The sequence below is a fragment of the Bradyrhizobium sp. LA6.1 genome (assembly GCF_040547805.1).
Taxonomy (GTDB): domain Bacteria; phylum Pseudomonadota; class Alphaproteobacteria; order Rhizobiales; family Xanthobacteraceae; genus Bradyrhizobium; species Bradyrhizobium barranii.
The window spans coordinates 113315-126088 of the sequence record NZ_JBEPQK010000006.1; the positions used below are offsets into that span (position 1 = coordinate 113315).

Consider the following 12774-nt stretch of genomic DNA (forward strand, 5'->3'; position numbering starts at 1 on the left):
ACAACATGGCAGACCGCCTCAAGGGAAAGCGCGCCGTCGTCACGGCTGCAGCGGCAGGCATCGGGCGCGCATGCGCCATCGCATTCGCGCGTGAAGGCGCAACCGTCATCGCCACCGACATCAACGAGGCCGGCATCGCGGGCCTGACCAAGGAAGGCATCGCCGAGGTCGCAAAGCTCGACGTCCGCAACACCGCCGACGTCAACGCCTTCGCCAAGCGCATCGGCAAGGTCGACATCCTGCTCAACGCGGCCGGTTTCGTGCATCACGGCACCATCCTGGAGTGCACGGAAGAGGATTTTGACTTCTCGTTCGACCTCAACGTCAAGTCGATGCACCGGACCATCAGGGCGTTCCTGCCCGAGATGCTGGCGGGCGGCGGCGGCAGCATCGTCAACATCTCGTCCTGCGCGGCGCTGCGGCCACCGGCCAACCGCTACGTCTACAGCGCGTCGAAGGCCGCGGTGTCGCTGCTGACGCGCGCGGTGGCGCTCGACTTCATCACCAAGGGCATCCGCTGCAACAGCATCTGCCCCGGCACCGTCGAGACGCCCTCGATGCTCGACCGCGCCGCCGCGCAGGGTCCGCAGGGCAAGGAGATGTTCGTCTCCCGCCAGAAGATGGGCCGGCTCGGCACCGCCGACGAAATCGCATCCATGGCGGTCTATCTCGGCAGCGACGAAAGCGCATTCACCACCGGCGTCGACCTTGTCGTCGACGGCGGCTACATGCTCTGATCGCTCCTCATCCCGAGGAGGCGCGACAGCGCCCTCTCGAGGGATGGGCCACGGGCTTATGGTTCGAGGCGCGCGCAAGTGCGCGCTCCTCACCATGAGGGATAGATAAGGGAGTTCTCGATGAACAAGATCGATCTCAACGGCCGCATTGCCGTCGTCACCGGCGGCGCGCAGGGCTTTGGCCGTGCCATCACCCGGCGTTTCATCGACTCCGGCGGCAAGGTCGCGATCTGGGATTTCGACTCGGCTCTCGCCGAGAAGACCGCGAATGAAGTCGGCGGCGAGACAAAAGTCTTCAAGGTCGACGTCACCGACCCCGCCGCCGTCGAGCAGGCGCGCGATGCGACGCTTGCCGCCTTCGGCAAGATCGACATCCTCGTCAACAATGCCGGCATCGCCGGCGTCAACAAGCCGGTCTGGGAGACAGATCTCGAGGAGTGGCGCAAGGTCCTGCGCATCAATCTCGACGGCCCTTTCATCGTCTGCAAGGCGATCGTGCCGACGATGCTCAAGCAGAAGTACGGGCGGATCGTGAACATCGCCTCGATCGCCGGCAAGGAAGGCAATCCCAACGCCTCGCATTATTCGGCCTCCAAGGCCGGACTGATCGCGCTGACGAAATCGCTCGGCAAGGAATTGGCGGCACATGACATCCTCGTGAATGCGGTGACGCCGGCCGCGGCGAAGACCGCGATCTTCGACCAGATGACGCAGCAGCATATCGACTTCATGCTGTCGAAAATCCCCAAGGCACGCTTCGTGCTGGTGGAAGAGCTCGCCGCGATGGTGAGCTGGCTCGCATCCCAAGATTGTGCCTTCTCCACCGGCGCGGTGTTTGATATTTCCGGCGGACGGGCGACTTACTGAAGCTTTGGCCGCCCCTTGAAGGGGTGGACCATGCGGCTTGGACGTCGGGATTTTGGGCGTCGGGATTTCGTGAAGCTCGCAGCGGGCGCAGGCGCGCTGCCGTTGCTGTCGCGTGTTGCGCCCGCGCAACTGGCGCCCAGCCCGCCGAGCATCCGTCCGCCCTCGCCGGCCGAACGCGGCGCCATGGCGCGGCTCGCGCGCAGCTACATGGACAAATACGACGTGCCGGCGCTGTCCTTTGCGATCGGCTATGCCGGCACTGTTGTCCACGAGGACGCCTTCGGTCTTGCCGATCGCGAGCGGAACGAGACCGTGACGCCGCGGCATCTGTTCCGGATCGCCAGCGTCAGCAAGATGATCACCTCGGTCACGATCTTCCGCCTGATCGAGGAGAACCGCCTCAAGCTCACGGATCGCGTGTTCGGCCCCGGTGCATTGCTCGGCACCGATTACGGGTCACCGCCCTACTCCGCCGGCATCGACCAGATCACGCTCGAGCATCTGCTGACGCACGCTGCCGGCGGCTGGAGCAACGACAACCGCGATCCCATGTTCACGCATCCGCGGATGGATCATGCCGAGCTGATCGCCTGGACGCTCGCCAACCGGCCGCTGGACCGGCCGCCGGGCCAGCACTACGCCTATTCCAATTTCGGCTATTGTGTTCTGGGCCGCGTGATCGAGAAGCTCACCGGCCAGGCCTATGCCGAGCACGTCCGCACCGAGGTGCTGGCGCGCTGCGGCGTCACCGACATGACCATCGCCGGTAATACCCGCGACCAGCGTCAGGCCGGCGAAGTCGCCTATTACGGTCAGGGCGAAAGTCCGTATGAGATGAAGGTGAGGCGGATGGATTCCCATGGTGGCTGGATCGCGACGCCAACGGATCTGGTTCAGTTCCTGATGCATGTCGACGGCTACACGAGGCCCGCGGACATCCTGCGGCCGCGCACCATAGAGGTCATGACCACCGCGCCCAGTTACAGCCCGAACTACGCCAAGGGCTTCTGTGTCAACAAATTCGACAATTGGTGGCACAATGGCAGCCTGCCGGGCACGAGCACGATTGCCGTGCGCACCCATGGCGGCTTCTGCTGGGCCGCCTTCACCAACACCAGACGCGGGAATTCCAACATGGATGGCGATCTCGACAATCTCAACTGGAGCATGGCGCGCCAGGTCGGCGAATGGCGGGTGGCCTGAGCCATGATCCGGGAAGGTGGATGCCTGTGCGGCGCGGTGCGGTTCAAGGCGGAGGGTGAGCCGCTCAACGTCCGCATCTGCCATTGCCGCCTGTGCCAGAAGGCGATGGGCTCGCCCTACTTCGCCCGCGCGCAATTCGATCAACGCGCGCTGACCGTCGAGGGTGACATCGAGCGCTATGCCTCGTCCGAGAACATCGACCGCGTTTTCTGCAAGCGCTGCGGCACGCGCCTGTTCTCCTGGCGGCGCAACGGCACGCTGGCGGGTGTTTCGCTCACGACCTTCGACGATCGCAACGCCTTCGCGCCGACCGAGCACATCTGGGTCTCGGAGAAGGTCGCCTGGCTGAAGCTCGACGACGGCCTGACGCAATATCAGGGCACCATCCCGGCGTGACGTCAGGCTTGCCCTGACGCAGGCACTCTCGCCGCCTGAGCGCGCCGTCCCGTCGTCGTCGCGATCCAGATCCCGGCAAACACCGCGACAATGCCGGCCGCCAGATTCCAGCGCAGCGGTTCGTTCAGCAGCCAGGCGCCGACCAGCGATGCCGTGATCGGGTTGACCGTGACCGAGATCGCAACGCGCGTCGGCGTGGTCCGCTCCAGCGCGAAGGCCCAGAGATAGAAGGTCAGCGCTGCGCCAAAGGCGCCGAGATAGAAAGCCGCCAGCCATTGCGGCGCGCCGAAGCCGGCGACGGGCGCAAAACTGCCGCGGACATACGAGAGCAGGATGAGGCAGGCCGCCCCGGCCGCCATGCTCATGGTCGTGAAGGCGATCGGGCCGGAGCGCCGGATCAGCGGCTTCGACCAGATGCCGTACAGCGCCATGCACAGCGCGGCCGCCATCATCAGGAGATCGCCGCGCCAGGCGCCGGATGGTGCCGAGGTCAGGTCGGAGAGCAGCGCGACGGCAACGCCAAATGTCGCGATCACGACACCGATCGATTTGCGCCAGCTCAGGGCTTCGGCGCCGAGCGCGGCGCCGATCACGAGCGACAGCAGCGGAAGCGTCGACAAGGCGAGCGCGCCGCGCGCGGCGGTCGTGAAGATCAGCGATGCGTTGAACAGGATCGGAAACAGCGCAAAGAACAGGATGCCGAGCCCGGTCGCGGCGGCCCAGTCCCCTCGCCCCGGCCAGCGGTCACCGCGGAGCAGCGTGAGGGGCAGCAGCAGCAAGAAGCCGATGCCGAACCGGAACGAGCCGATCGCCAGCGGATCGAGGCTGCCCACCAGATAGCGCGTGGCGCCGATCGAGGTGCCGCCGAGGCCGCTCGACAGCACCGCGGCCAGAACGCCGGAGATTTCGCCCACACTCCCTCCCTTGACGAGCCCTGAACGCAGCATACGAGGCGCGCCGAAACAGGGAATGGAGTTTCCGTCATGCTGGGATAAGTTTTCGTCATGACCACGCCTGTTCTCGATCCCGATCTGCTGAAGGCCTTTCTCGCCGTCGCCGAGCATCGCTCGTTCACGCGCGCAGCCCAATTGCTCAACCGGACCCAGTCGGCGGTCAGCGTCCAGATCAGGCGACTGGAGGAGCGGATCGGCACCAAGTTGTTTCAGCGCACCAGGGCCGGTGTCGCGTTGACCCCGGCGGGCGATGAACTCCTCGTTTATGCGAGACGGCTTCTCGACCTCAATGCAGAGGCGATCGATGTGCTCCGCGCACGCAAGCGCGACGCCGTGGTCCGCCTCGGCGTGATGGACGATTACGGCACGATCGTCATTCCGCCCTTGCTAGCGCATTTTGCAAAAGGCCATCCGGAGATCCGGGTCGAGATCGAGACCGGCCTGACCGCGACGATGCCGGCCCGGCTCGGCGAGGCCTATGACCTCGTCATCGCCATGCATCCGGAAGGACGCGGCGATGGCGAACTGCTGCGGCGCGAGCAGGCGGTCTGGGCTGCGGCCAGAACGTATCGGGCCGAAGCACAGGACACGCTGCCCGTCGCGCTCTACCCGCCGGGCTGCCTGTTCCGGCAATGGGCCGCGGAGGCCCTCGATGCCGCAGGCCGGCCTTGGCGCCTTGCCTTCGTCAGTCGCACCCTTGCGGCGGTGGAAGCGATCGCGGCGGAGGGCCTTGCGATCACGGTTGTGAAGGCCGGCACCCTGCCGCCTCGCCTGCGCGCCCTGTCGAACGGCCTGCCGCCGCTGCCGGCTGCCGACATCCGCCTGCACCGCGCGCGCAACCTGTCGCAGCCGGCGGCGCTGCTGGCGGATCATTTACGGCTTGGGATTTCGGAACCCGCGTCCCATATCCTGACCTGACGCGTTGCCCCATCACCGGATCGGCCGGGTTGGCTGCAAGGCCACGAGGCACAAACCGGGACGGACGAGCCGTGAACATTTCCCTCTATGAGCTTTCTGTATGGGTGCTACCGCTGCTGCTCGCCATCACCTTCCACGAGGCCGCGCACGCTTTCGTCGCGTACCGTCTCGGTGACAACACGGCCTGGCAGCTCGGCCGCGTCAGCTTCAACCCTATCAAGCATATCGATCCGTTCGGCACCCTGATCCTGCCGGCGATGCTGCTGTTCGCGCACTCGCCGTTCCTATTCGGCTATGCCAAGCCGGTTCCCGTCAATTTCCGCAAGCTCAACCATCCCAGGCTCGACATGGTCTGGGTGGCCCTTGCCGGGCCCGCCACCAACATCCTGCTGGCGCTCGCGGCGGCTCTTGCCCTCCATGCCGTGCCCTTTGCACCGGCCGGCTCGGCCCAGTGGATCTTCGACAACCTCAAGAACGCGCTGGTCATCAACGCGGTGCTGGCGGTGTTCAACATGATGCCGATCCCGCCGCTCGACGGCGGGCGCGTCGCGGTCGGGCTGCTGCCCCGGCCGCTCGCTTTGCCGCTGGCCCGGCTCGAGCCGTTCGGGATGCTGATCCTGATCGGCCTGTTGATCCTGCTGCCGCTCGCGGGCTCGCAGTTCGGTCTAAATCTTGATGTTATTTCAGGAATACTGCGAACGTTGACCGGTTATGTGATTCAGGCTGTTCTCTTCCTGACCGGCAACGCGTAGTTCAACAGAACACCCGAACATAAGCCGAAGGGCTCGAGGCCGACTTGGTCAAAGCTGCCGATATGCTGATCGCGCGACGCGCGGACACCCGTGCCCGCGCCGATTTTGCCACCTGGAAGATGATGGCCAAGCTCAACGGGGCCTCCGCGCTGCCTGCAGAGGCGCAGGAGTTCCTGGTCAGCTACAAGAATCTACTGGCGCGGATGAGCGAGGGCGAGGCCACCGAGGCCACGATCGGCGCGATCTACAAGGCCTACTATGCCGAGATGGGCGGCGCGGGAACTCCGCCCGACGTCCGCACCCGTCCGCCCGAGCCGGCGGCGGACAATGTTACCGCTTTCCGCCGCCCGCCTCCGAAACCGACGAAGACGGCCTCCTTTACGGCGGCGTTTAGCGGAGCCCAGAAACGGCCGCTCCCGGTGGCGCTGATCTTCGTCTGCCTGGTCGTGGTCTATGTCGGGATCCGGCTCTACTGGCGCTGAGCCGATTTCTTCTTTTTCTTCTCGTCCGGCGGCGTGAAGATGATGTCGACGGTCCGCTCGAACCGGTCTTCGGTCAGTCCGGCCGGGGGCTGCGGGATGGGATCGGACTTGCGGACAATCGAGAGCGCGGCCGCATCGTAGGCCACATCCCCCGATGACTCCACGACGTCGACGGACAGCACGTTGCCCCTGCGGTTGATCGCGAAGCTGACCTTCACCTTCTGATTATTGGGCTGCTTGCCCTCCGGGTTGACCTTGTGGGCCGTGAGGTGCGCGCTGATCTTGCGATTCCAGTCGGTCGTGATCCTGAGGATGTCCTTGCCAAGGCCAAGCACCGGCGCCAGGGCCTTCTCGGCCTCGCGCGCGTCCTCGTCGAGTGTCTGCCGCGCCGTTGCAACCGACTGCGGCGAAGCCTCGGCAGCGGGTGTCTCGACCGCCGCGATCTTGGGATCCTCGTCCTGCGGCTTCTTCGAGATGTTTTCGGTGACGACTCGATCGGGATCGTCGACCTGTTGCGACTGGTCCTTTGGAAGCTCGGTTTCCTTGGTCTCGGCCTTTTGCTCGGGAAGCGCCTGCTGCTCCTGCATCGCTTCGCTGTCCGGTCCCGGCGGAAGGTCGGTCTCGGGCGCCTTGGGCGAGGCCATCTCGACGGCGAACTCCGCGCCGGACGCGCCCAGGCCATCGTCGTCGTCATCGGTCCGCAGATGGGCCAGGGCAAGCGCGGCACCGCCCAGATGGAGCGCGAGCGCCGCCACCGCCGCCAAAATCCAGAGCTTCCGGGATGGTCTGGCTTCGTCCGACATCGTGCGCCTCTAAGGCTGACCGGCGCCTGCCGCAGGCGCTCCGGGAGCGCCCTCCAGCGCGACCAGCTTCACCCGGGAATAGCCGCCTGAGCGCAAGAGCTCCATGACACTCATCAATTCGCCATACGGCACCGAGCGATCGGCGCGCAGGAAGACATACTTGTCCTTGCTCATGTCGGACAGGCCGTCGAGGGTCCCGATCAACTCGGCGCGGTGGACCGGGTTTTCGCCGATCGCAAGCGTCAGGTCAGGCTTGATGCTGAGATAGGTCGGCTTGTCCGGCTTCTTCTGCGGGGTCGCGCTCGAGGTCGGCAGATCGATCGGCAGGTCGACCGTGGAGAGCGGAGCTGCGACCATGAAGATGATCAGCAGCACCAGGATGACGTCGATGAACGGCGTGACGTTGATGTCATGCGTCTCGCCGAAATCGTCGTCGTCATCATTGTCTGCGAGCGAGACGCCCATGGTTCACTCCGCCGCGCGCGAATGCGCGCTGCCGTGGCTGCGGTCGAGATCGCGCGAGAGCAGCCGCGCCGCCGCGCCCGAGGCACGGCTGACGAGCTCGAGATAGCTTTTCGTCACGCGCGAGAAGTGGTTGTAGATGATGACGGCGGGAATGGCGGCGACGAGGCCGATCGCGGTCGCGAGCAGCGCCTCGGCGATGCCGGGCGCGACCACGGCGAGGTTCGTGGTCTGCGACTTCGAGATGCCGATGAAGCTGTTCATGATGCCCCAGACCGTGCCGAACAGGCCGACGAAGGGCGATGTCGAGCCGATGGTCGCGAGCACGCCCATGCCGATGCGGATGCGCCGCGCCTCCGCGCGCACGATCTCGGAAAAGCTCGAGGCCGCACGCTCCTTGATGCCGGCATCGCTGGACAGGCCGGCCGACATCCGCGCCTCACGCAGCGCCGCCGCCAGGAAGGACGGCAGAATGCCCTGCTTGGCGCCGAGCGCCATCTGCGCTTCCGCGAGCGAGCGCGCCTCCGAGATCTTCTTCAGTGCCGAACGAAGCTTGCCGGACGCGACCGACAGCTCGATCGACTTGGCGATCAGGACGGTCCAGGTCATCAGCGATGCGAAGGCAAGCCCGATCATCACCGCCTTCACGATGACGTCCGCCGACATGAACATCACCCAGGGGGACAGCTCCTTCATGGCCGGCGCGATGGCGGCCGCGTCGGGCTTCGCCGCAGGCGCCACCACCGCCGGAGCGGCAGCCGGAGCCGGGCTGGCGGTGGCCGGCTGAGCCGTCGCCTGTGCCGGTGCAGGTGCCGCCGGCGGGGTCTGTGTCTGGGCAGAAACAGGGGATACGAGCCAGGCGGCCGCCAGCATCAAGGCGGCGGCAAGGCTTGCTTGGAAGGACATGATCTTCATACTTCGGCCCAGTAGCGAATGAGGTTGTGATAGATACCCGTCAATTTGACCGTTTCGGGATCGTCACGCCCGAGCCGTTCCACCAGCGCCTGTATCGCGGTGTCGAGGTCAAAGATCATGCTCCGGGCTTGATCGTCCCGTATCATGCTCTGAAGCCAGAAGAAAGACGCAACCCGCGTCCCCCTCGTCACCGGCGTGACGAGATGGAGGCTGGTCGAGGGATAGAGCACGCAGTCCCCGGCTTGCAACTTCACTTCGTGCGAACCGTAGGTGTCCTCGATCACAAGTTCGCCACCGTCATACTCTTCCGGCTCGGCCAGGAACAGCGTGACCGACAGGTCTGTGCGGATGCGAAGGCCGGTCAGGCGGTCGCCGCGGATCGCATTGTCGACATGCAGCCCGAAATGATGGCCGCTGTTCGCCGCATAGCGGTTGAACAGCGGCGGGAAGATCTGGAGCGGGATCGCCGCTGCCAGGAACCGCGGATTCGACGTCAGCGCCGAGATGATGCGGTTGCCGAGCTTGCGCGCGACCTCGCTGTCAGGCGGCAACTGCTCATTGCGCTTGACCATTGCTGACTGCGCGCCCGCGGTGGAACGGCCGTCTTCCCATTCGCTGGCGTCCATGATGCGGCGGAATTCCGCCACATCATCCTTGCTCAGGACGCCGTCTATGCATGTCAGCATGGCACCTCGTCGTTACTCCATCAGTAGCGCGCCGAGATCACCAGATAGGCGGCGCGTCCCGGTGCTTCCAGCACGAAGGGCGCGGCGCTCTGGTACAGCGCGTCATAGTAGCGTTTGTCGAAGATGTTGTTCACGAACAGCTTCAACTGCCAGTTCTTGTTGATCTTGGCTTCCGCGAACACATCGAAGCGCCAGTAGCTCGGAAGCGACGTGCCTGCGTTGGCCGCAAGCAACGAGCCACCGTAGATCTTCGAGCGGTAGACGGCCTGCCCGCCCAGTTCCCAGATATCGTTGAACTGGTACTTCGACAGCATGCTGAACGACTGATGGGCAACGTTGGCCAGAGGAAGCCCGACATTGGTGGTGTAGAGAAGCGGCGCGGGCATGTTCGCGGGCTTCACGTTGGACGCCGTAACCTCCGACTGCATCAGGACGAGGCCGCCGAACACACTCCATTTGTCGGTGATCTTGCCGCTCACGCCGAGATCGATGCCGCGAATACGATAAGCGGAACCTGCGGTGATACACGATATGTTGCCGGTCGTGCCGGCGGGATAGACGCATCCCAACGCGGACGCCGTGGCCACACTATTGACGTTCTGTGCCTCGCGCGCATTGTCCTTGGTGGTCTGAAACAGCGCAGCCGTCAGGAGCAGGTGGCGGTCGAACAGCTCCCACTTGGTGCCGAGTTCGATGGCCGTGTTCTTCTCCGGCCCGAAGATCTGATTGTTGCCGCCGGCCAGAGCGGGATTGACGCCGCCATACGCGGTGCTGGTGCCGTCGAACTCGGCGCCCACCGGGTTCGCTGAGGTCGCGTAGGCCACGTACACGCTGCCGTTTGGCGCCGGCTTCAAGGTCAAACCGAGATTGAAGTTGGGAATCAGGAAGTTTGCCGATTGCTGCTTGAGAGCGTTGCCCGCCCCGTATGCAGACGTATCGAGGTTGTAGTTGTCGTAGCGGAAGCCGCCATTGAGGATCACGAGGTCACGATAGTTCGCACTGTCCATGACGTAGCCGCTGACAGTGTCGATGCCGATCTTGGCCGGCAGACCGGCCAGTGCGAGCGCCTTCCCGGGCAAGAACGTGTCCTGAGGGAAGAAGACGCTGACACCTGTCGGCGAGCCGCCTGGAGTGATCGGAACTCCGTTCCCTTCCGAGGTGAGCCCGAGATACTTGTCGATCGACGACCGCTCGCGATCGACTTCGATCCCGGCCAGCGCGGTGTGCTTGAAGCCGGCCCAGTCCTGGAACTTGTAGGTCGCTTCCGTCTGGTTGGCGAGCACGTCAGTGATCTGGAGACGGCTCTGCGGATTCATCGTGAGCGTCGAATTCGAAAGCGGGTTGGCGATCACCGGCTGCTCAGGCAGCGTTCCGACATAGTTCTGGGTCGAACGAGATACGCGGAACTTGTTGCTGACCATCAAGTCGGGCGTGATCTGCACTTCCGCGTTTAACGAGCCGATGTCCTGGCCGGTCCGGTAGAAGTCGCGGTTGATCTGGCCATACCAGTTGTTGCGGTTGGAGCCGAAGTCCGGGAACGGCCCACCGGCGGTCGTCGCCGTGCTCGGCCGGTAGTAGGGCACGCCGAAGTCCGGCACGCCGGTCAACTCGGTGTGGATGTAACCCCCGGTCACCTTGATCGTGTCGGTCGGCTTCCAGGTCGTGGCGACGAACGCGCCGTTGCGATTATCCTTGACGAAATCGCGACCGGCGACATCGGCGTCCTGGAACAGACCGCCGGCACGAACGGCCAGCGTCGGGTTGATCACCTGGTTGACGTCGAGCACCACACGCTTGGTCTGGTCGGTGCCAAACGTCGTGTCCATGTTGTAGAAACTGTTCTGCGTCGTCGCCTGCTTGGTGACGATGTTGATCGCACCACCGGCGACACCGCGGCCCGCGAAAGTTGAGCCCGGACCACGCAGAATTTCGACCTGCTCGGTGAAGAAGTTTTCACGGACGCTAACGCCGGAGTCGCGCACGCCGTCGATGAAGATGTCGTTGCGGGCATCGAAGCCGCGAATGAAGAAGCGGTCACCGAAGGCATTGCCGCCCTCACCCGTTCCGAGCGTCACGCCTGCCGTGCTCAGGATCGCCTGCTTCAGCGTCGTGGCGTTCTTGTCCGCGAGCACATCCTTTGTAAGCACGGTGATCGATTTTGGCGTGTTGAGGATTGGCTCAGGGAATTTACCCGACGCTTGCACTCGGGTGGCCATGTAAGGCGCGGCGGGATTTGCGTACGGATCACGATCGGCAGGACCAGGGCTCGGATTGGCGACAGGCGCTTGTGCGGCCTGCTGCCGCTGCGCCGCGCGCCGCAGCGCGTTGCGCGCACGAATCTGATCGGCGGTGGGCTTCGAAGCGGTCGGACGCGGACGCTGCTGAGGCGCATCGACGTTCACGGGGGGCAGATTGGTCTGCTGCGCCTGTGCGCCGGTCGAGACCGTCGCGACCGCAATCAGACTGGCGACCGTGGACACAGTCTTGCCGGTCGCAGTGTCGAAATTGTTGCCGAAGGATTTCCGATCCGCGACCGAACGCAATGATCGCGGTGTCTTCATCATGCCCATCACACGCCCCACAGTGCTTATGCTTCCATTGGTCGCGTTGCGACAACGCGACGCATTGGTGCTATCGGGCGTGTTCATGGGGGTCAACGCGATCTCTGCAACACTCCGTTTGAATCCGACCATTTCAAAGCAATTCTAAACTCGGTTGAGTGCGCCGCAGTTTTAAATGGTTCTAAACTTGAACCGTTCTAATCTGGACATTGATCGCTGCGATCTCGTCGTACCGCATCAACCTTCGAGCTGATGCGCTTCGTCGATGCAGAAACGCGAACGATGGGGCGGTGCTATCGGTCGGAGAAAAGCAGGTCAATGCGATTGATCTGCCTGCACATTTGAATTCATCCAGATCGGACTCGGTGCAGATTTCAATCTGGAAACATGGGCGCATGCGAGAGCTGCGCAGGCGCGAGCAGCGGCGCCGCTCTCAATCGCTGCTCGGCGGCTTCATCAGCGAGAACAATTCGTCGACGGTTTTCTGCGCGACGGCGCGCACGCGATCGGAGTTGTCCATGCCGGCGATGTTGACGCCGCTAACGACGGCTTTGATCTCGTCGCGGAAGTCGGTCAGAAATCGCAAGGGATCGCGCTGCTCGTTGGCGACGCGCGCGATCAGTCCCGTGATCAGAATCTGGCACGCGATCAGCTTGCCGTTCAGTTCGTCCATCCTGCGCTCCCGTTGTGGCGGGGCCGATATGACCGATGCCGGATTTCCTGACAACCGAAACGCCGTGCAGGCGAATTAGAACCGTTCTCACGGGAGTTGTTTCCGGCTCACTTCGCAGCGCTGCCGGGGCGCCCTTGCGGACAGCTCTGCAGGCCGCCCACACCGGTTCCGGGCATTGCCCAAGATTTACGCGCGGATCGTTCGCGCCGGGAAAATGCAGCACTGCACACCGTAGTGTCACGGAGCTGCCTAGACAGTGCAAAGCTTTCCAATTGTTTAGGATTCCGAACCGATAGTGCTGTTTACACTGGAACTTGGCGTGTATTATACAAGCGCGCTGGAACCCTATGATTGCTCCACAATTCG

14 protein-coding genes are annotated in these 12774 nt (G+C 64.0%); 7 read left to right on the forward strand and 7 right to left on the reverse strand.

Annotated features, from left to right (window positions below):
* Positions 1-5 precede the first annotated feature (5 nt).
* The 4 genes from ABIB99_RS17350 (at position 6) to ABIB99_RS17365 (ending at position 3203) form a co-directional block, all read left to right on the forward strand.
* Positions 6-737, forward strand: coding sequence for an SDR family oxidoreductase (locus ABIB99_RS17350; protein ID WP_354176778.1), 732 nt, complete (start codon positions 6-8; stop codon positions 735-737).
* Positions 738-857: 120 nt separating this feature from the next.
* On the forward strand, positions 858-1604 hold the full coding sequence (locus ABIB99_RS17355; protein WP_354176780.1) for an SDR family NAD(P)-dependent oxidoreductase: 747 nt from the start codon (positions 858-860) through the stop codon (positions 1602-1604).
* Positions 1605-1673: 69 nt separating this feature from the next.
* Entirely contained in the window at positions 1674-2807 is a 1134-nt protein-coding gene (locus ABIB99_RS17360; RefSeq protein WP_354176782.1) for a serine hydrolase domain-containing protein, read from the forward strand.
* Positions 2808-2810: 3 nt separating this feature from the next.
* On the forward strand, positions 2811-3203 hold the full coding sequence (locus tag ABIB99_RS17365) for a GFA family protein (protein ID WP_071914943.1): 393 nt from the start codon (positions 2811-2813) through the stop codon (positions 3201-3203).
* A gap of 2 nt (positions 3204-3205) precedes the next feature.
* Here the strand turns inward: ABIB99_RS17365 and ABIB99_RS17370 are convergent, their stop codons facing one another.
* On the reverse strand, positions 3206-4117 hold the full coding sequence (locus tag ABIB99_RS17370; RefSeq protein ID WP_354176784.1) for a DMT family transporter: 912 nt from the start codon (positions 4115-4117) through the stop codon (positions 3206-3208).
* A 90-nt stretch (positions 4118-4207) separates the two neighbouring features.
* Between ABIB99_RS17370 and ABIB99_RS17375 the strand changes: the two genes are divergently transcribed.
* The 3 genes from ABIB99_RS17375 (at position 4208) to ABIB99_RS17385 (ending at position 6308) form a co-directional block, all read left to right on the forward strand.
* Positions 4208-5074 carry a LysR family transcriptional regulator gene (locus ABIB99_RS17375; protein WP_085401994.1) on the forward strand — a complete coding sequence of 289 codons (867 nt, stop codon included), beginning with the start codon at positions 4208-4210 and terminating at the stop codon, positions 5072-5074.
* A gap of 71 nt (positions 5075-5145) precedes the next feature.
* A complete protein-coding gene (locus tag ABIB99_RS17380) occupies positions 5146-5826 on the forward strand; it encodes a site-2 protease family protein (protein WP_085401995.1) in 681 nt (226 codons plus the stop codon).
* 62 nt (positions 5827-5888) lie between these two features.
* Positions 5889-6308, forward strand: a complete 420-nt coding sequence (locus ABIB99_RS17385; protein WP_028146575.1) for a hypothetical protein — start codon at positions 5889-5891, stop codon at positions 6306-6308.
* On the opposite strand, the gene ABIB99_RS17390 is transcribed toward ABIB99_RS17385, so the two are convergent.
* The 6 genes from ABIB99_RS17390 to ABIB99_RS17415 all read right to left on the reverse strand — a co-directional run bounded on the left by ABIB99_RS17390 (position 6296) and on the right by ABIB99_RS17415 (position 12408).
* Positions 6296-7111, reverse strand: coding sequence for an energy transducer TonB family protein (locus ABIB99_RS17390; RefSeq protein WP_071914947.1), 816 nt, complete (start codon positions 7109-7111; stop codon positions 6296-6298). The two genes, ABIB99_RS17385 and ABIB99_RS17390, sit on opposite strands and share 13 nt — an antisense overlap.
* A 9-nt stretch (positions 7112-7120) precedes the next feature.
* Complete coding sequence (gene exbD / locus ABIB99_RS17395) at positions 7121-7576, reverse strand: TonB system transport protein ExbD (RefSeq protein ID WP_014495997.1); 456 nt, start codon at positions 7574-7576, stop codon at positions 7121-7123.
* A gap of 3 nt (positions 7577-7579) precedes the next feature.
* Entirely contained in the window at positions 7580-8488 is a 909-nt protein-coding gene (exbB, locus tag ABIB99_RS17400; RefSeq protein ID WP_354176786.1) for a tonB-system energizer ExbB, read from the reverse strand.
* Positions 8485-9174: a Fe2+-dependent dioxygenase gene (locus ABIB99_RS17405; RefSeq protein ID WP_028146578.1), complete on the reverse strand. Its 690-nt coding sequence runs from the start codon at positions 9172-9174 to the stop codon at positions 8485-8487. The genes exbB and ABIB99_RS17405 overlap by 4 nt, the downstream gene beginning before the upstream one ends.
* Before the next feature lie 20 nt (positions 9175-9194).
* On the reverse strand, positions 9195-11744 hold the full coding sequence (locus ABIB99_RS17410) for a TonB-dependent receptor (protein WP_354176787.1): 2550 nt from the start codon (positions 11742-11744) through the stop codon (positions 9195-9197).
* Positions 11745-12168: 424 nt separating this feature from the next.
* Positions 12169-12408 carry a hypothetical protein gene (locus ABIB99_RS17415; RefSeq protein WP_071914955.1) on the reverse strand — a complete coding sequence of 80 codons (240 nt, stop codon included), beginning with the start codon at positions 12406-12408 and terminating at the stop codon, positions 12169-12171.
* Positions 12409-12774: the final 366 nt, after the last annotated feature.